At 70.5% G+C, this 18,595-nt stretch carries 17 protein-coding genes; 7 read left to right on the top strand and 10 right to left on the bottom strand.

The window, feature by feature from the left end:
• Positions 1-16 precede the first annotated feature (16 nt).
• Positions 17-403, bottom strand: coding sequence for a winged helix-turn-helix transcriptional regulator (locus MWN33_RS02480; RefSeq protein ID WP_247198533.1), 387 nt, complete (start codon positions 401-403; stop codon positions 17-19).
• Positions 404-484: 81 nt separating this feature from the next.
• Here MWN33_RS02480 and MWN33_RS02475 point away from each other — a divergent pair, with 81 nt between their 5' ends.
• The 5 genes from MWN33_RS02475 (at position 485) to mbfA (ending at position 5,627) form a co-directional block, all read left to right on the top strand.
• Positions 485-811 (top strand): nuclear transport factor 2 family protein, encoded by a 327-nt coding sequence (locus MWN33_RS02475; RefSeq protein WP_247198532.1) that lies wholly within the window; start codon positions 485-487, stop codon positions 809-811.
• Positions 808-1,590, top strand: a complete 783-nt coding sequence (locus MWN33_RS02470; RefSeq protein WP_247198531.1) for an SDR family oxidoreductase — start codon at positions 808-810, stop codon at positions 1,588-1,590. The genes MWN33_RS02475 and MWN33_RS02470 overlap by 4 nt, the downstream gene beginning before the upstream one ends.
• A 247-nt stretch (positions 1,591-1,837) precedes the next feature.
• Positions 1,838-2,107, top strand: a complete 270-nt coding sequence (rpsO, locus tag MWN33_RS02465) for a 30S ribosomal protein S15 (RefSeq protein WP_247198530.1) — start codon at positions 1,838-1,840, stop codon at positions 2,105-2,107.
• Between the two features lie 252 nt (positions 2,108-2,359).
• Complete coding sequence (pnp, locus tag MWN33_RS02460) at positions 2,360-4,516, top strand: polyribonucleotide nucleotidyltransferase (RefSeq protein ID WP_247198529.1); 2,157 nt, start codon at positions 2,360-2,362, stop codon at positions 4,514-4,516.
• Between the two features lie 154 nt (positions 4,517-4,670).
• Positions 4,671-5,627 (top strand): iron exporter MbfA, encoded by a 957-nt coding sequence (gene mbfA, locus MWN33_RS02455; RefSeq protein ID WP_247198528.1) that lies wholly within the window; start codon positions 4,671-4,673, stop codon positions 5,625-5,627.
• A gap of 4 nt (positions 5,628-5,631) precedes the next feature.
• Here the strand turns inward: mbfA and MWN33_RS02450 are convergent, their stop codons facing one another.
• From MWN33_RS02450 to MWN33_RS02425, 6 genes are all read right to left on the bottom strand, one after another.
• The gene (locus MWN33_RS02450; protein WP_247198527.1) at positions 5,632-6,633 is read right to left on the bottom strand and encodes an asparaginase; all 1,002 of its coding nucleotides are present in this window, start codon (positions 6,631-6,633) and stop codon (positions 5,632-5,634) included.
• A 124-nt stretch (positions 6,634-6,757) separates the two neighbouring features.
• A complete protein-coding gene (locus tag MWN33_RS02445; protein ID WP_247198526.1) occupies positions 6,758-7,111 on the bottom strand; it encodes an antibiotic biosynthesis monooxygenase family protein in 354 nt (117 codons plus the stop codon).
• Between the two features lie 31 nt (positions 7,112-7,142).
• On the bottom strand, positions 7,143-8,486 hold the full coding sequence (gene glcF / locus MWN33_RS02440) for a glycolate oxidase subunit GlcF (protein ID WP_247198525.1): 1,344 nt from the start codon (positions 8,484-8,486) through the stop codon (positions 7,143-7,145).
• A 3-nt stretch (positions 8,487-8,489) separates the two neighbouring features.
• Positions 8,490-9,722, bottom strand: coding sequence for an FAD-binding protein (locus MWN33_RS02435; protein WP_247198523.1), 1,233 nt, complete (start codon positions 9,720-9,722; stop codon positions 8,490-8,492).
• Between the two features lies 1 nt (position 9,723).
• The gene (locus MWN33_RS02430) at positions 9,724-11,145 is read right to left on the bottom strand and encodes an 8-oxoguanine deaminase (protein WP_247198520.1); all 1,422 of its coding nucleotides are present in this window, start codon (positions 11,143-11,145) and stop codon (positions 9,724-9,726) included.
• Positions 11,146-11,168: 23 nt separating this feature from the next.
• Positions 11,169-12,665 carry an FAD-linked oxidase C-terminal domain-containing protein gene (locus MWN33_RS02425; RefSeq protein WP_247198518.1) on the bottom strand — a complete coding sequence of 499 codons (1,497 nt, stop codon included), beginning with the start codon at positions 12,663-12,665 and terminating at the stop codon, positions 11,169-11,171.
• Between the two features lie 300 nt (positions 12,666-12,965).
• On the opposite strand from MWN33_RS02425, the gene MWN33_RS02420 reads away from it, so the two are divergent.
• A complete protein-coding gene (locus MWN33_RS02420; RefSeq protein ID WP_247198516.1) occupies positions 12,966-13,376 on the top strand; it encodes a hypothetical protein in 411 nt (136 codons plus the stop codon).
• A gap of 116 nt (positions 13,377-13,492) precedes the next feature.
• Here MWN33_RS02420 and MWN33_RS02415 read toward each other — a convergent pair whose 3' ends face one another.
• Positions 13,493-14,317, bottom strand: a complete 825-nt coding sequence (locus MWN33_RS02415; protein WP_247198515.1) for a hypothetical protein — start codon at positions 14,315-14,317, stop codon at positions 13,493-13,495.
• A gap of 310 nt (positions 14,318-14,627) precedes the next feature.
• On the opposite strand from MWN33_RS02415, the gene MWN33_RS02410 reads away from it, so the two are divergent.
• Positions 14,628-15,953 carry a DUF3422 family protein gene (locus MWN33_RS02410; RefSeq protein WP_247198514.1) on the top strand — a complete coding sequence of 442 codons (1,326 nt, stop codon included), beginning with the start codon at positions 14,628-14,630 and terminating at the stop codon, positions 15,951-15,953.
• A gap of 68 nt (positions 15,954-16,021) precedes the next feature.
• Here MWN33_RS02410 and MWN33_RS02405 read toward each other — a convergent pair whose 3' ends face one another.
• Positions 16,022-17,014: a hypothetical protein gene (locus MWN33_RS02405; protein WP_247198513.1), complete on the bottom strand. Its 993-nt coding sequence runs from the start codon at positions 17,012-17,014 to the stop codon at positions 16,022-16,024.
• 197 nt (positions 17,015-17,211) lie between these two features.
• Entirely contained in the window at positions 17,212-18,516 is a 1,305-nt protein-coding gene (locus MWN33_RS02400) for a M16 family metallopeptidase (RefSeq protein WP_247198512.1), read from the bottom strand.
• Positions 18,517-18,595: the final 79 nt, after the last annotated feature.

The following is an 18,595-nucleotide window of genomic DNA, read 5'->3' as shown; positions in this document are numbered from 1 at the left end:
ATGAGCGTAGGCGGCCTTACCGCTCCACCTTCCGCCCCGCCTGCCAGCGCAGCAGCGCGTCGAGCACCGGACACAGCGCCTGCCCCCACTCGGTCAGCGCGTAGTCGACGCGGGGCGGCACCTGCGGGTGGACGACCCGATGCACCAGCCCGTCGCGCTCCAGCTGGCGGAGCTGCTGGGCCAGCATCTTCTGCGACACGGCGGGAATCGCGCGTTCGAGGTCCGAGAAGCGCCGTACCCTCCCGCCGAAGAGCTGGAAAAGGATTTCCAGCTTCCAGCGCCCTCCCAGCAATTCCAGCGCCTGCGCCACCGCGACTGCGCCGGTCTCGCGCGTATAGGCCTGCCCCTCATCGGCAGGCTTACCTTCTGGTAAGCGGCTTACATCTTCGTGCGTTCTTGTCATGGCGCGACGATAGGACGATCTATGCTTGCGGACAATGTGGACGCCGCCTTCCGGCTGACTTTACCGCTTCAGGATAGAAAGATGATTCCCGATCTCCCCGGCCCCGTCGCCGCCTATTTCCAGGCCGACCGGCTCGGCCCCGACGCCGTCGCCCGCTGCTTCACGCCGGACGGCACGGTGACGGACGAAAAGTCTCGTCATGCCGGCCACGACGCCATCCGCAGATGGAAGGCGATGGCCTCAGCGAAGTACCGCTACACCAGCGAACCGGTCTCGTTCGTCGGGGAGGACGGGCGCATCCTCGTGACCGCCCGCGTCGCCGGCGACTTTCCCGGCAGCCCGGTACAGCTGCGCTACGCCTTCACGCTCGACGGCGACAGGATTGCCGCGCTGGAGATCGTGCCATGAGCTTCGATCTCGGCCTTTCGGGCAAGCGGGCTCTCGTCACCGGCGGCACCAAGGGCGTCGGCGCCGCAGTGGTGGCGACCCTGATTGAAGCGGGTGCCCGTGTCGCCGCCACGGCGCGCTCCGTGCCTGGAGCGCGGATCATGGGGGTCCACTACATCGCCGCCGACATCACCACGGCGGAGGGCTGCGCTGCCGTGGCCGACGAGGGGCAGGCCCGTCTCGGCGGCGTCGATATCCTCGTCAACGTGCTCGGCGGATCGTCCGCGCCCGCCGGTGGCTTCGCCGCGCTCGGCGACGAGCAATGGTTCCGCGAGCTGAACCTCAACTTGATGCCTTCGGTGCGGCTCGACCGCGCCCTCGTGCCGGGCATGATCGCGCAGGCTTCCGGCGTGGTGATCCACGTCACCTCGATCCAGCGCGAACTGCCGCTGCCCGATGCCACCACAGCCTATGCGGCGGCCAAGGCGGCGCTGTCGACCTATTCCAAGAGCCTGTCGAAGGAAGTAGCGCCGAAGGGCGTGCGCGTCGTGCGCGTTTCGCCCGGCTGGGTCGAGACCGAGGCATCCGTCGCGCTGGCGGAACGGCTCGCGGCGGAGGCCGGCACCGACTATGAGGGCGGCGAGGCGATCGTCATGCGCGCACTGGGCGGCATCCCGCTCGGCCGCCCGGCCCGGCCGCGCGAGGTCGCCGAGCTGATCGCCTTTCTCGCCTCGCCGCGCGCCGGCGCGATCACCGGCGCCGAATTCCGCATCGACGGCGGCACTGTGCCGACAGCCTGAACGGGCGCCCCCTCGCGCCGCGTGGCGCGCCGTATCCAGGGGCGGATCATCGCGCTAGCCAGGCTGGCGTTTTCGTGTATGTTGCGCCCGCGTCGCGGACCCCTGTCCGCGCGACCCGCAGCCATTCGACCGCGCTGGACGACATCCCGGCCCGGCCGAACTGCGGAACCGGCGAGCACTGTGGCGGACGGCCGAGAAGGCCGGAGCCCCGCGCCGCACCCACCGACCATGACGAAAGGACCGTCCGATGTCGATCACTGCCGAGCGCAAGCAGGCGCTCATCACCGAATACGCCACCAAGCCGGGCGATACCGGCTCGGCCGAGGTGCAGGTCGCGATCCTGACCGAGCGCATCGTGAACCTGACCGGGCACTTCAAGAGCCACGCCAAGGACAACCATTCCCGGCGCGGCCTGCTCAAGCTGGTGTCCCAGCGCCGTGGCCTCCTCGACTATCTCAAGAAGACCGAGGAGTCGCGCTACAAGTCCCTGATCGAGCGGCTGGGCATCCGCCGCTGATCCACGTGGTGGAGGCCCGCGCCGGCACGGTGCGGGCCTTTGCCGTTTCGAAGACGGCGCGCGCGGATGGTCTGCAGCGCCGATACCGCAAGGCGGCGGGCATGGGGCTCGCCGCGACCGACGAGAAGCGGCGCGCCATGGCAGGATCGCCGGGGGCTCGGGGTCCGCGACGCCGCCTCGCCTGAGGCGCTCCGGCCCGAACCTCTCGCCGTCTTGCCCATGGCTCCCCGCTTCGGAAAGCCAGAGACAGACATGTTCGACATCCACCGCGAGGAACTCGACTGGGGCGGGCGCACGCTCGTCCTCGAGACCGGCCGCATGGCGCGCCAGGCCGACGGCGCCGTTTTCGCCTCCTATGGCGACACCACGGTGCTCGCCACCGCCGTCTCCGCCAAGGCGCCGAAGCCCGGCCAGGACTTCTTCCCGCTGACCGTCAACTACCAGGAAAAGGCCTACGCGGCCGGCCGCATCCCCGGCGGCTATTTCAAGCGCGAGGGCCGTCCGTCCGAGAAGGAGACGCTGGTCTCCCGCCTCATCGACCGCCCGATCCGCCCGCTCTTCGCGGACGGCTACAAGAACGACACCCAGGTCGTCGTCACCGTGCTCTCGCACGACCTCGAGAACGATCCCGACATCGTGTCGCTGGTCGCCGCCTCGGCCGCGCTCACCCTGTCGGGCGTGCCGTTCCTCGGCCCGGTCGGCGCCGCCCGCGTCGGCTTCATCGACAATGAGTACGTGCTGAACCCGACCGTCGACGAGGTGAAGGAATCCGCCCTCGACCTCGTGGTCGCCGGCACCGCCGACGCCGTGCTGATGGTCGAATCGGAAGCCAAGGAGCTCTCCGAGGAAGTGATGCTGGGCGCCGTCATGTTCGGCCACCGCCACTTCCAGCCGGTCATCGACGCGATCATCCGCCTCGCCGAGAAGGCTGCCAAGGAGCCGCGCGACTTCGCCGCTCCCGACCATTCGGCGCTTGAGGCCGAGGTGCGCGCCCTGATCGACGCCGATCTGCGCGCCGCCTACAAGATCGTCCGCAAGCAGGACCGCTACGAGGCGGTCGGCAATGCCAAGGCCAAGGCCAAGGCGCACTACGCCGCGCTCGCCGCCGAGGGCAAGGACGTGCCGGACGCGCAGGTGCTCGGCGAGGTGCTCAAGGAGCTGGAAGCGAAGATCGTCCGCTGGACCATCCTCGACGACGGCGTGCGCATCGACGGCCGCGACACCCGCACCGTCCGCCCGATCCTCTCGCAGGTCGGCGTGCTGCCGCGCACCCACGGCTCGGCGCTGTTCACCCGCGGCGAGACGCAGGCCCTCGTGGTCGCCACCCTCGGCACCGGCGAGGACGAGCAGTACATCGACAGCCTGGAAGGCACCTACAAGGAGCGCTTCCTGCTGCACTACAACTTCCCCCCCTTCTCGGTCGGCGAGACCGGGCGCATGGGTTCGCCCGGCCGCCGCGAGATCGGCCACGGCAAGCTCGCCTGGCGCGCCGTGCACCCGGTCCTGCCGCCGGCACACGAGTTCCCCTACACGCTGCGCGCCGTCTCGGAGATCCTGGAGTCGAACGGCTCCTCCTCCATGGCCACCGTCTGCGGTACCTCACTGGCGCTGATGGATGCCGGCGTACCGCTGCGCCGTCCGGTGGCGGGCATCGCCATGGGCCTCATCCTCGAGGGTGAGAAGTTCGCCGTGCTCTCCGACATCCTCGGCGACGAGGACCATCTCGGCGACATGGACTTCAAGGTGGCCGGCACCGACAAGGGCGTCACCGCCCTTCAGATGGACATCAAGATCGCCGGCATCACCGAGGAGATCATGAAGGTCGCCCTGACCCAGGCTCAGGAAGGCCGTCTCCACATTCTCGGCGAAATGAGCAAGGCGCTGACCGGCGCCCGCGCCGAACTTGGCGAGCATGCCCCGCGCATCGAGGTGATCCAGATCCCGGTCGACAAGATCCGTGAAGTGATCGGCTCGGGCGGCAAGGTCATCCGCGAGATCGTCGAGAAGACCGGCGCCAAGATCAACATCGAGGACGACGGCACCGTGAAGGTGGCCTCGGCGTCGGGCGAGTCGATCAAGGCGGCGCTGAACTGGATCAAGTCGATCGCTTCCGAGCCGGAAGTCGGCCAGATCTACGAGGGCACGGTGGTGAAGGTCGTCGATTTCGGCGCCTTCGTGAACTTCTTCGGCGCCAAGGACGGCCTCGTGCACGTCTCGCAGCTCGCCAAGGAGCGCGTGGCCAAGCCCTCCGACGTCGTCAAGGAAGGCGACAAGGTAAAGGTCAAGCTGCTCGGCTTCGACGAGCGCGGCAAGACCCGCCTGTCCATGAAGGTCGTCGACCAGGCGACCGGCGAGGACCTGGAAGCCAGGGCCAAGGGTGAGGACGCCGAGGCCGGCACCGCCGAGTGATCGGCCGCTTTTCCTACTATCCAGCGGGGCGCCTTCGGGCGCCCCGTTTCGTTTCGGGCCCCCGTCATCGGCACATGGCTGACCGGACCTGTCAGCCAATCGACAGCTACGTCCCAGTAATTTAGAACCGATCTAAATTCTTCGGGCGACGGGCATGAAACGCTTCGACGATCTCACCGAGCCGGAAATCCTCGCGCTCGCGATCTCCAACGAGGAGGAGGATGCGCGCATCTACCTCCAGTTCGCCGGCCGGCTGAGGGCCGACTATCCCGCCACGGCGGCGATGTTCGAGCGCATGGCACAGGAGGAGCACGGCCACCGCCACGCGCTCCACGAGATGTTCACGCGCAAATTCGGCGGGGAGCTGCCCTACATCACCCGGCAGGACGTGAGGGGCTTCCTCCGGCGCAACCCCATCTGGCTCCTGGAGACGCTGCGCATCGACGCCGTGCGCCGGCAGGCGGAGGTAATGGAGGTCGAGGCGCAGCAATTCTACATCAAGGCCGCCGCCCGCGCCCGCGACGCCGACACGCGCCAGCTTCTCTCCGACCTCGCCGAGGCCGAGAGCGCGCACGAGACGCTGGCACAGGAGCTGGGCGGCCAGATCGTCGCCAGCGGTGCCCGCGAGGCGGAGGAGGACGCCGCCCACCGCATCTTCGTACTGCAGATCGTCCAGCCGGGCCTCGCCGGACTGATCGACGGCTCGATCTCGACGCTGGCGCCGATCTTCGCCGCCGCCTTCGCCACGCAGGATAGCTGGGCCGCGTTCCTCGTCGGCCTCGCCGCCTCCATCGGCGCCGGCATCTCCATGGGCCTCACCGAGGGCCTCTCGGACGACGGCGCCATCACCGGGCGCGGCAGCCCGTGGCCGCGCGGCATCGCCTGTGGTGTGATGACCATGCTGGGCGGGCTCGGCCACACCCTGCCTTACCTCATTCCCGATTTCTGGACCGCGACGGCGGTCGCCGGGGCGGTGGTCGCCATCGAGCTCGCCGCCATCGCCTATGTGCGCATGCGCTACATGGAGACGCCGTTCGGCTCGGCAATCGTGCAGGTGGTGCTCGGCGGGCTGCTCGTGCTCGCCACCGGCATCTTCATCGGCAGTTCGTGACGGCTCAGCCGTAGGCGGCAAGCCCCGCGCGGATCGCCGCGCCGTCCCATCCCGCGCGCAGGGCGAAGGCGAGCAGCAGCCGCGCCTTGACGCCGGTGAGCAGGCCGGCCGGGATCAGCCCGCGCCCGATCAGATCGATCTCCGAGCCGGGATAGCCATAGGTCGCCTCAAAGACCGGCCCCGCCAGCGTGCGGCTCGCCAGCACGACGGGGATGCGCGCCGCCACCGCGCCCACCGTCTCGGCGACGACGCCCGGCACATGGCCGGCGCCGGCGCCCTCGATCACCAGACCGGCGAAGCCGAGGCCGGGCACCGCCTCGATCATCCGGCCGTCGTCGCCCATGGCGATCTTGAGAAGCGCCACCTTCGGCACGTCGCTGCCCGACATGGCCAGCGAGGCGGGCAGTTCCGCGGGGTCGACGCGGGAGAACAGGCGCACGCTCCCCTCCGCCACCAGACCGAGCGGGCCGGCGGTGTCGGAGACGAAAGCGGAGGTCAGCGCCGTATGCGCCTTGCGCACGAAGCGCGCGGCGTGAATCTCGTCGTTCAGCACCACCAGCGTGCCGAGCCCGCGCGCGGCAGGCGAGACGGCGACGGTTGCGGCGGCGAACAGGTTCGCCGGCCCGTCAGCGCCCGGCTGCTGGGGCCCGCGCATGGCGCCCGTCACCACCACCGGGCGCGCGTCGCGCACCAGAAGGTCGAGGATGAAGGCGGTCTCCTCGATGGTGTCGGTGCCCTGGATCACCACGGCGCCGTCGAAGCCGGCCTCGAACCCCGCGCGGATGTCTTCGGCGATGCCGGCGATGTGCTCGGGCGTGAGCGAGGAACTGCCGAGCCGGAAGGGCGAGCGCGCCTCGATCAGCGCCACCTTCTCCAGTCCCGGCACCGCCGCCACCAGCTCGGCGGCGCCAAGCGTCGGCGCGATGCCGCCGTCCGGCGACGCCGTCATGGTGATGGTGCCGCCGAGAGACAGGATGAGGAGGCGGGGAAGGGCGGTGTGAGACATGAAATATCCGGCGGGTGGGACATGGTGAGGCATGGTGGGGCGCCGATCCTATCGCGGCGCCCATGACGCGACCACCACCCGGCAGACCCTCGGCAGGCATCCGGCGGCGCGGCATCCGCCGGCATCAGTCGCGCGCGGGATGCACCGCGCGGCTGTCGGCAGGGGCCTCCTCGCGCGCCTCCATGCCGTAGTCGCGCAGGATGCTCGCCACGCGCAACCGGTAATCGGCGAAGACGCCGCCGCGCCCCCTGGCCTGGGCGACGCGATGCGTGTCCAGCCCGCGCCAGGCGCGCACGGCTTCCTCGTCGCGCCAGATGGAGAGCGACAGCAGCTTGCCCGGCTCGGTGAGGCTCTCGAAGCGCTCCACCGAGACGAAGCCGTCGCGCCCTTCGAGGTCGGCCTTCAGCGCGGCGGCGAGGTCGAGATAATGCTGGCGCTCGCCCTCGGCGGGCCACACCTCGAAGATGACGGCGATCATCCCGCGCCTCCTCTGCCGCGTCTGTCCTTCGTCACTCCGCCGCGACGGCGAAGCTCAGGCGCTCCAGTCCCGCCGGACTCGGGCCGCCGGTCGCCCAGTCCAGCAGCTCGACCGTGTGCACCACCGGCAGCGCCGTGCCGCCGCCGATCTGCGTCATGCAGCCGATATTGCCGGCGGCGACGATCTGCGGGTCGGTGCGCTCGATATTGGCGACCTTGCGGGCGCGCAGGCGCCCGGCGATCTCCGGCTGCAGGATATTGTAGGTGCCGGCCGATCCGCAGCACAGATGCCCCTCCGCCGGTTCCAGCACGGTGAAGCCGACGCTGGCGAGCAGCGTCTTCGGCGCGGTGCGCACGCGCTGGCCGTGCTGCAGCGAGCAGGCCGAGTGATAGGCGACGCGGATGCCCGCCGGGATCACCGGCACCGGCAGCTCGCGCTCCGCGAGGAACTCGCTGACATCCTTCGCCAGCGCCGAGACCTTGGCCGCGCGCTCGGCATAGGCCGGCTCGCTGCGCAGCATGTGGCCGTAATCCTTGATCGTCGTGCCGCAGCCCGAGGTGGTGATGATGATGGCGTCAAGACCTTGACCGTCTCCGCCCTCGCCCTCGATCTCGCGCCACCACGCGTCGACATTGGCACGGGCGTTGGCGAGCGCGGGCTCCTCCTTGCCCATGTGGTGGGTGAGCGAGCCGCAGCAGCCGCCGCCGACCGGACGCACGATCTCGACGCCGAGGCGGGTGAGCAGGCGGATCGCCGCCTCGTCGATCTCCGGCCGCAGCACCGGCTGGGCACAGCCGTCGAGCAGCGCGACGCGGGCGCGGCGGGTGCCCTGCGGCGCGAAGCGGCGCACCTTCTCGTTGGCCGAGCGCGTGGCAGGACGCGCGGGCGCCAGACGGAGCATGGCGGCGACGGGCTTCATGCCCGGAATGGCCTCGAACAGGCCGGCGAAGGGCCGCGCCAGCATGGCGCCGCCGATGGCGAGGCGGAACAGCGCCCGGTTCGGCAGCACGCGGGCCAGCAGCGCGCGGGTCAGCCGGTCCATCAGCGGGCGATGGTAGGTCTTCTCCACGTGATCGCGCGCATGGTCGATCAGGTGCATGTAGTGCACGCCCGAGGGACAGGTCGACATGCAGGAGAGGCACGACAGGCAGCGGTCGACATGCTTTGCGACTTCCACTGTCGCGGGACGGTCGTTCTCCAGCATGTCCTTGATCAGGTAGATTCTTCCGCGCGGGGAATCCAGTTCATCCCCCAGCAGCACATAGGTGGGGCAGGTGGCGGTGCAGAAGCCGCAATGGACGCACGCACGCAGAACCTGCTCGGAGCGGGCGGTCTGCGGGTCGGCGAGCTGCGCCAGGGAGAAATTGGTCTGCATCGCTCACACTCCCGCATACATGCGCCCGGGGCTCAGCACGCGCCCGGGATCGAAACCGCTCTTCATCCGCCGGATCAGCCCGCCGGTTATGGCGTCGAGCGGCTGGAACACCTCCTCGGCCGCGCGCACCGGCGCGGCGGCGCGGATCAGCGTGGCGTGGCCGCCGCCGGCGCGGGCCACCGCCTCGCGCACCAGCGCGGTGTGCGGTTCGCCATCCGCCATCTCGCTCCAGACGAGGCCGCCGGCCCAGTCGTAGAAGCTGGCGGCGCCCGCCTCGCGCAGCGCGGCGCCGATCTGCGCGCCCGCCATCGGCGCCGCCGAGACGCGCCACACCGCGCGGGCGGTGTCGACGCTGCCGCCCTCCGGCAGCGCGAAGGGCGCGACGTCGCGCACCGCCTGCCAGAAGGCGAGCGAATCCGCTTCTCCCAGGAAGGACAGCGCGCCCCGCGCGCGAAGAATTTCTTCGAGCTTGCCACGCCGGTGCACGATGGAGGGCTTCACGCCCTCCAGCCGCAGGGCGGTGACGGCGCGTCCCGCCCCCGCCACGGCGGGTATGCGGGCGGCGATGTCGGCCGGCACATGGGCGGCGCCCGAGACGTCGTAATAGGAGCCGACCGCCGCGCTCATGGCACCCGCCGCCGACGCGTCGTCGAGGCCGAGCACGAGCAGCGTCTCCACCGTCTCCGGGCGCGGCAGCACCTTGATGGTCAGCTCGGTGAAGGCGGCCAGCGTGCCGTAGGAGCCGGCGAGGCCGCGCGGCAGGTCGTAGCCGGTGACGTTCTTCACCACGCGCCCGCCGGCCTTGAAGGCCTCGCCGCGCCCCGACACGGCGCGCACGCCGAGCGCATGGTCGCGCGCCGCGCCTGCGCTCGGGCGGCGCGGCCCGGCGAGATTGGTCGCCATCAGCCCGCCCAGCGTGCCGCCGCCGGGCGCGACGCCGAGCAGCGGGCCGAAATCCATCGGTTCGAAGGCCATCATCTGGTTCGAGGCGGCGATCAGCGCCTCGATCTCGGCCACCGGCGTGCCGGCTTTCGCGCTCAGCACCAGCTCTTCCGGCTCATAGAGGGTCACGCCCGCGAGCGCGGCGAGGTCGAGCGTGAGGTCGGTCTGGATGTGGCGCCCGAGCGCGGCCTTCGAGCCGGTGCCGGCGACGTCGAGCGTGCGCTCGTTCGACACCGCCCAGCGCACGGCCTCCACCACCTCGGCCTCGTCGCGCGGACACAGCCTCTCGCTCATTTCAGACGCCTCCCGAAAGCGCGGCGAGCCGCGCGGCATGCTTGTTGTGCTCGGCGATTGCCGCCGGCAGATCGATGGTGACGACCTCGCCCGCCGCCACGACCGGGCGGCCGTTCACCACCGTCCAGGCGGCGCGCCCCGGCGTGCAGAACAGGGCGGCGGCGACCGGGTCCGACAGGCCGCCGGCGAAGGCGACCTCATCCAGCCGCAGGGCGAAGAAATCGGCGCATTTGCCCGGCTCCAGCGAACCGATGTCGGTGCGCCCGAGCACCGCCGCGCCGCCGAGCGTCGCCAGCTCCAGCGCCTCGCGCGCGGTCATCCATTCGACGTCGCGCGAGGGATCGGAAGTGGAGAGTTCGGTGTCCGGCCCCTCGGGCGGGCGCAGCGACATCTGCAACCGGGCGAGCAGCATGGCCTGGCGCGCCTCGGCGAGCAGGTTGTTGCCGTCGTTGGAGGCCGAGCCGTCCACCCCGAGCCCGACCTTCACGCCGGCACGCCGATAGGCCTTCACCGGCGCGATGCCGGAGGCGAGGCGCATATTGGAGGAGGGGCAATGGCACACGCCCACCCCGGCGCCGGCAAAGCAGGAAATCTCGTGCGCGTTCACATGCACCGCATGGGCGAACCACACGTCCTCGCCCAGCCAGCCGAGCTCGTCCATATAGGCGACCGGGCGCTTGCCGAAGCGCGCCAGCGTGAAGCGCTCCTCGTCGATGGTCTCGGCGAGATGGGTGTGCAGGCGCACCCCCTTCGCCCGCGCCAGCGCCGCGCTGTCGCGCATCAGTCCCGGCGTCACCGAGAAAGGCGAGCAGGGGGCAAGCGCGATCTGCAACATCGAGCCGGGTGCGGCGTCGTGATAGCGGGCGATGACGCGCTCGCTGTCGGCGAGAATGGCGTCCTCCTCCTCGACGCAGTCGTCCGGCGGCAGGCCGCCTTTCGATTCGCCGAGCGACATCGACCCGCGCGATACCATGAAGCGCATCCCGATCTCGCGCGCGGCGCCGATCTGGTCGTCGACCGCGCAGCCGTTGCGGAACACATAGGCGTGGTCGAAGCAGGTGGTGCAGCCGGACAAAGCGAGTTCGGCGAGACCCACCAGCGTCGCCGTGCGCGAGGCTTCCGGCGTGCGCGCCGCCCAGAGCCGGTAATGCGCCCGGAGCCAGCGGAACAGGTTGACGTTCTGCGCTGCGGGCAGGCTGCGGGTCAGCGTCTGGTCGAGATGGTGGTGGGCGTTGACCAGGCCGGGCAGCGCCACATGGCCGGACAGGTCGAGCACTGTGTCGGCGGAAGCCGGCAGGCTCTCGCTCGGCCCGACCTCAACGATCATCCCGTCGCGCGCGAACAGGCCGCCGCCGGCGATCTCGCGGCGCGCGCCGTCCATGGTGACGAGCACCGTGGCGTTTCGGACGAGCAATGTGGTCATCGGCGGACGCTCGACACCTCGCCTCAGAACCGGGGAATGTCCGGGAAGGGCAGCTTGCCGCCCGACACATGCATGCGGCCCAGCTCGGCGCAGCGGTGCAGCACCGGGAACACCTTGCCGGGGTTGAGCAGCGCGTCGGGATCGAAGGCGCATTTCAGCCGCTGCTGGTGAGCGAGGTCGGTCTCGTCGAACATGGAGGGCATGAGGTCGCGCTTCTCGACGCCCACGCCATGCTCGCCGGTGAGCACGCCGCCCACCTCGACGCAGAGCAGCAATATATCGGCGCCGAAGGCTTCGGCCTTCTCCAGCTCGCCCGGCTTGTTGGCGTCGTAGCAGATCAGCGGGTGCAGGTTGCCGTCGCCGGCGTGGAAGACGTTGCCGCAGCGCAGGCCGTATTTCTCGGACATCTCCTCCATGCGGCTCAGCACCAGCGGCAGCGCCTTGCGCGGAATGGTGCCGTCCATGCAGAGATAGTCGGGCGAGATGCGGCCGACCGCCGGGAAGGCGGCCTTGCGGCCGGCCCAGAAGGCGACGCGCTCCTCCTCGCTGGTGGAGGCGCGCAGCGTCATGCAGCCGAGCCCGTTGCCGATCTCGGCGACGCGCTCGATGAGGTGGTTCACCTCCGCCTCCGGCCCGTCCAGCTCGACGATCAGCAGCGCCTCGACGTCGAGCGGATAGCCGGCGCCGAGGAAAGCCTCGGCGGCGTGGACCATCATGCGGTCCATCATCTCCATGCCGCCGGGGATGATGCCGGCGGCGATGATGGCGGCCACGCACGCGCCCGCCGCCTCCGAGGAGGGGAAGCCGAGCAGCACGGCGCGCGCGGTTTCCGGCTTCTTGAGGATGCGCACGGTGACTTCCGTCACCACGCCGAGCAGCCCCTCCGAGCCGACGATGAGGCCGAGCAGGTCGAGCCCGCCGGAATCCAGGTGCTTGCCGCCGAGGCGGATGATCTCGCCCGTGATCAGCACCATCTCGACGCCGAGCACGTTGTTGGTGGTAAGGCCGTATTTCAGGCAGTGCACGCCGCCCGAATTCTCGCCGACATTGCCGCCGATGGTACAGGCGATCTGCGAGGACGGGTCGGGCGCGTAATAGAAGCCGTTATGCGCCACCGCCGTGGTGATGCCGAGATTGGTGACGCCGGGCTGGGTGACGACAGCGCGGTTCTCGAAGTCGATGTCGAGGATGCGGTTGAACTTGCCCATGCCGAGCAGGATGCCGTCGGCGAGCGGCAGCGCGCCGCCCGACAGCGAGGTGCCCGCCCCGCGCGGCACCACGGGAATGCCGTTGGCATTGGCATAGGCCAGCACCTTGGAGACCTGTTCGGTGGTGGAGGGCAGCACCACGGCGAGCGGCATCTGGCGATAGGCGGTGACGCCGTCGCTCTCGAAGGGACGCATCTCCGTCTCGGTGTCGATGACCCCCTCGCCCGGCACGATGGCGCGCAGGTCCGCGACGATCTGGGCGCGGCGCGCGAGCACGTCGGCGTTCGGCGCCGGCATGACGAGACCGGACATGGCGTTCCTCCTTGAGACCCGGTGACGTTTCTTGCTTTGTGACGTTTCTTGCTTTCGAGCCATTCTAGGGAAAAGCGCCGCGCGCGCCTATGGTAAAAAAACTAGACCAAGAAGAATTCCGCTCGCTGCGTGGCCGCGCGAAACCCGGTGCCGGCACGGCACCAATCCCCGCCTTGCGGCGGATCAAGGCCGTGCGCCGCGTCGCCTTCTAAGTCCTCCGCATGGAAGAGACGACGCCGGCCGGCGTCGCGTAGAATGACCGCCGTCCGCCCGCGCGGACCAACATCGAGGGAGACACCCATGACCGAGACCCGCGACGACGCGCCGTCCGCAAATCTTCAGCGCATCCGGCTGCACCTCGCCCGCTCGAAGGAATTTCCCGAGGGAAGCGCCCGGCACGGCTATGAATTCGTCGCTCCCCTCGACGCGGACGGGCGCATCGACGCCGAGGCCTGGAAGGCGGTGCGCGAGCGGACGGACGTCACCCGCTTCTGGGGCAATGACGCACCCGAACACGGGCTGCTGGTACACCGCGCCGGCGGCGTCGCCGGGGCGAGCTGGGTGTTCGATTACGAGGCGGGCGCCAGCGAGGACGACGAGACCGGCTACCGCTTCGGCGATCACGTCTTCGCGCCGGGCGAATATGTCTCACTGCGCGACGAGGACGGCGAGATGCACACCTTCATCGTGTTCTCCGTGCTTCCGGCCTGACGGGCCGCCGCACGGCGGTCCCCCGGCCCCCGACAAGCGAAAGGCGCGGCAACCGCAAGGTTCCGCGCCTTTCTGTCATGCGTATAGCCGCACCGGACACTCGTCCGGCGGGAGGATCAGTTCGAGGTGCCGGAACCCGCCGGGCTCGACGCCGCACTGGCGGCCGCCGTCTCGGTGCCGGCGCTCGCCGGCGCGGCCGAGCTGGAGGAGGAAGAGGCGGGCGTCGCGGCCGGGGCCGGAACGGGGGCCGAGACCGGGGTGGCGGCCGGCGTCACCGTGGGGGCGGCGGCGGGGCTGGCGGCCGCATCCGCGCCCGCGGTGCTTTCCACCGGCTTGGGCTTGGGCTTGGCGGCGACCGGGCGGGCCGCGGGGCGCACGATCATCGCGATCACGCGGTTATGCAGGTCGACCGCCTTCTCGATGTTGAAATGGCTGAGCTGGCCCGAGCCGGTGAGGTCGATATTGTCGACGCGCGGACCAGAGACCGGCTTGCCCGAGCCGCCGGCCTGATAATAGTTCACCACCTTGCCGATCTTGGCCGAGGCGGTGGTCATGTTGACGGGGTCGAACGTCACCACCAGCGGCACCGGGACGCCGGCGGCGCTCACCTTGTTGCCCATATAGATGGCGGCGTCGGCGCCGAGCGAATGGCCGATGATGATCACCGGGGTCGGGCGCTTGCCGGTCGCGGCCTGCTCGACGGCGTAGCCGCTCAGCGCCTCCCAGTCGACATAGGAGTGCACGCTGGCCTTGATGCCGCGCGCATTGAGCTTGGCGGCGAGGTCGTCCATGCCGAGCGAGAAGATGTTGGCGAGGCCGCGCAGCAGGTAGACGCGCGGCTGCTGCGACTTGGAGGACTGAGCCTGGGCCGGAGCGGCGAGGGCGACGGCAAACACGGCAATGACGGTGAGGCAGAGGGCCCAGACCCGCGCGAATTTCATGTCACATTTCCCGAAATGACCATCTAACTTCATGCTCTTGGCCCTCAACCCTTGCAAACAGATTCTAGATCGTTCCTGCTTTGCCCGTGCTCTGATGCTCAGGCGCAACAGGTGACGCACCGTCCTGCGATCCGTGGCGCGGATCTTTCGTTCGCAGGCGAACATCCCGATAAGGCCAACACGCCGCACCTGCCCGCTTCCCGGCCGGCACGCGGCACTTGCCAGCGCACCGTCATCATGCAACCGCTTCGACCGCGCGGAGTTCCGTCGCCCGGCCGGCCCCGGCGGGCGGCGCTGAAGGAGAGGGCCGGTGACAGCCATCGAGAACGCAAAGCCCGGACGGGCCTTCTACGATCACCCGCTGCGCGCGGCGGTGCTGGCCGAGTTGCATGCCCGGCCATTCGCGCCCGTCTCGACGCCCGCGCGCATCCTGCACGTCGCCTTTCTGGTCGATCGCGGGCAGGCGCTCGCCGACCGCGCCGCCTTCGCCGCCCTGTGCGCGGCGCGCGGCCAGCCGGAGCCGGCGCGCGACGCCAAGCAGCACCGCGTCGGCTTCGGCGGCGCCGTGCTGCGCTGGGAGCGCCACGCGGAATTCACCACCTATACGTGGGAGCTGCCGGCCGAGGATGTGACGGAGGGCGGCCTGCCCTTCCAGCCCTCCTCCGCGAGCCTCGCCGGCGTGCTGGCCGAGGTGCCGCAGCCCGGCCCGCTGCTGGTCGCCGTCGACCTGCATCTCGTGACCGACACCGCCGACGGCCTGCCGCTCGACCGGCTGTTCGACCGCGCCAGCCTCGCCCGCTCGGATGTCGAGGACGGCCTCGCCGAGATCGCCACCGATTTCCAGCCCGACCCCGCCGGCTTCGTGCGCATCCTCGTGCGCGACCGCGGCATGGCGCCGGACGCCGCCGGCGCGCTGGTGCAGCGCGTGATGGAGGTCGAGACCTACCGAACCCTCGCCCTGCTCGGCCTGCCGGAAGCCCAGCGCCTCGCCCCCACCGTCGCCCATATCGAGACCGAGCTGTCGGCGCTGACCGAGGAGATGCGCCAGACCGAGGGGCTCGCCGCCAACAACAAGCTGCTGGACGCCCTCACCACCCTCGCCGCGCAGCTGGAGGCGGACGCCGCCGCCTCGCTGTTCCGCTTCGGCGCCACCCGCGCCTATGAGGAGATCGTCGCCGCCCGGCTGCGGGCGGTGGGGGAGCGGGCGGTGTCGGGCTATCCGACCTGGCAGCAATTCCTGCTGCGCCGTCTCCAGCCGGCCATGCGCACCTGCCAGGCCATCGAGCAGCGGCAGGCCAATCTCTCGGTCAAGCTGACCAGCGCCGCCAACCTGCTGCGCACACGCGTCGACGTCGAGCTGGAACAGCAGAACCGCGACCTGCTGAGCAGCATGAACAAGCGCGCGCGCATGCAGCTGCGCCTCCAGCAGACGGTCGAGGGCCTCTCCGTCGCGGCGATCTCCTACTACGTGATCAGCCTGCTGCACTACGCGCTGGAGGGGCTGCACGGGCGCGCCGAGGCGGCGGGCCTCCATTACGATGTCGGCGTGACCACGGCGCTCTCCGTGCCGGTGGTGGCGCTCACCATCTGGGCGGTGGTGCGGCGCATCCGCAAGGGCCATTTCGACGAGGGCTGAGCCCGCGGCCTGTCCGGCGCGGCGCGCGTAACGGGCGCGCCGCAGGAAATCGATCGCGAGAAGATGCGCTACTGCGCGAAGGTGCCGGTGCTCGGGGCCGGGGCGCCGATCCACTGGGTCTGGGTATCGTCCGGGGCCGGGGCCGGCTGGGTGCGCACCACCGCAGGGGCCGGAGCGGCCGGCGCCGGCGCGGGGGTGGCGGGCGCCGCCTGCACGGCGGGGGTCGGGGCGGCGGTTGCGGCGCGCGGGGCCGGGCTCGACGCGGCAGGCGAGGTGGCGGCGGGCGCGGCAGCGGCCGGCGCCGTCTGGCGCGGTTTCGGCGCCTGCTGAGCGGAAGACTGGGCTGCCGGCGTCTGCGGGCGCGGACGGGCCGCCTGCGCTGGCGGACGCTGGCGCTGCGGCTTCTCCTCGCTGCCCTGCGGATCGAACCCGACATAGACGATGTAGCGCTCGGACGCCGCCGGGCTGGGACGCGGGAACACGACGTCGGTGGCGACGAGGCCGAAATCCACCTGCATCACGCCCGCGCCGACTTCCACCGGCACCGAATAGAACTTGGTCCATACCGACTTCGGCACCGGGCCTTCCTCGACCACGGCGAGGCGGATCGGCACGGTGAGCTTGCCGGGACCGCCGCTGGGGCCGAGCAGCACGCGGCCCTGAATGCCGATGCGCATGCTCATGTCGGGCGCGGTGAAGTGGCATTCGCGCGAGAACTGGCCGAGCGTCGCCTGGTAGCGCACGCGCCCGTCGCCGGGATCGGTGACCTGCCAGGCGGCGGCGCCACCGCGCACCTGGATCGGCGGACAGGTGAAATCGGCCGCGGAATCGCCGCCCGAGGGCGCCGCCACCGTGGTGGTCTCCATCGAGGAGCCGAAGGCGCCCTGCCCGTCGGCATTGCCGACGCCCATTGGGCCTTCATTTCCGTTGCCGCCGCCGATGCCGTTGCCGGCACAGCCCGCCAGAAGCAGCGCGAGCATGGGAACGAGCGCCAGCGCGGGCGCGCGAAGGCGCCGCCCGGCAAAGCTTTCCGTCCCGTTCCACACGTCCCCGATACCCATACGCAACTCCCACGCCTCACCGGCCGGCCGGCCCGCCCCGTCGATCTCCATGCACCGGCACGCCGAATGGCCCCGCCAGATTGCGCTCCGGCGGTGAAATTCCGGTAAAATTCCCGGACGCTCTTATAGCAGGCGATGGCCGGCAGGGAACATGGCCTGTGGCGATCGCCGCCGCGCCGGCACAATGGGGCCCGAACTCAGCCGCCATTGCCCTGGGGGAGGCCGGCCGGCTTGCCGACGAGGCTGAACAGCAGCGCGGGATGGGCGTCGAGCCGCGCCGCCACGCGCCTTATGTCGCCGAGCGTCACCGCCGCCACCAGATCGTTGCGCACGTCGATATAGTCGATGCCGAGATTGTCGATCTGGATCTGCAGGAGCTGGCTCGCCACCTTGGCCGAGCTGTCGAAGCGCAGCGCGAAGGAGCCGATGAGATAGCTCTTGGCGTCCTCCAGCTCCTCGGCGCTCGGACCCTCCTTCAGCAGGCGGGCATATTCGGCGCGGATCAGCTCGATGGACTCGCCGGCGCGGTCGTTCTTGGTGGCGGTGCCGCCGAGGATCAGCGCCGCATGGTCGAGCGGGGCGAGGTGGCTGTAGACCGAATAGGCCAGCCCCCGCTTCTCGCGCACTTCCCTAAACAGCCGCGAGGAGAAGGCCGAGCCGCCCAGCATGTGGTTGAGCACGAAGGCGGGGATGAAGTCCTTGTCGTCGCGCTTGAGGCCGATGCCGCCGAACACGATGGAGGTCTGCGGCACATCGAGCTGCTGCACCACGTCGGTGCCGAGGCCCTGCGGCTCGACATCCGGCACCGGGGTGAGCTGCGCCTTCGCCGGCAGCGCGCCGAATACGCGGTCGAGCGCAGGGCCGAGCTTCTCCGGCGTGATGTCGCCGACCACCGCGATCTTCAGATTGTCGCGGGCGAGGTTGCGGTCGACGAACGTCCGCAGGTCGGCCGGGCCGATGGCGGCGACGCTCTCCAGCGTGCCGGAGACCGGGCGGCCATAGGGATGGCCGGGGAAGGCGCGCGCCGACCAGTTGAGGCTGGCGAGCGAGGAGGGATCGTTCTGCCGGCGGCGCAGGGCGGCGAGCTGGGCCTGCCGGATGCGCTCCACCGCCTCGTCGTCGAAGCGCGGTTCGTTCACCGAAAGGCGCAGCAGCTCGAAGGCGTCGTCGACATTCTCCGACAAAGTGCGCAGCGAGCCGCCCACCATGTCGCGCGAGGCGTCGAAGCGCAGCTCGATCGCCTTCTCTGCCATCCGGTCCTGGAAGGCGGTGGCGTCGAGCGGGCCGGCGCCCTCGTCGAGCAGCGAGGCGGCGAGGTTGGCGACGCCGGGCCGTTCCACCGGGTCCTGCGCGGCGCCGCCGAGGAAGGCGATCTCCACCGCCACCAGCGGCAGCGTGGTGTCGTGCACCAGCCAGGCCTCGATGCCGCCGGGGCTGACGACGCGCTGGATGCGCGTGGTCTCGGACTGGGCGGGGGAAACGGGAGCGAGGGCAATGGTCATGAGCGTGGCCAGAACGGCAAGAGGAAGGGCGGCAATAGAACCGGCAGCGAGGGACGCAAAGGGGTTGAAGCGGCGCGCG

Source organism: Ancylobacter koreensis (assembly GCF_023016525.1).
Classification (GTDB): Bacteria; Pseudomonadota; Alphaproteobacteria; order Rhizobiales; family Xanthobacteraceae; genus Ancylobacter; species Ancylobacter koreensis.
The sequence above is the reverse complement of the archived record's forward strand: the minus strand, read 5'-3'. Positions and strand labels throughout refer to the sequence as shown.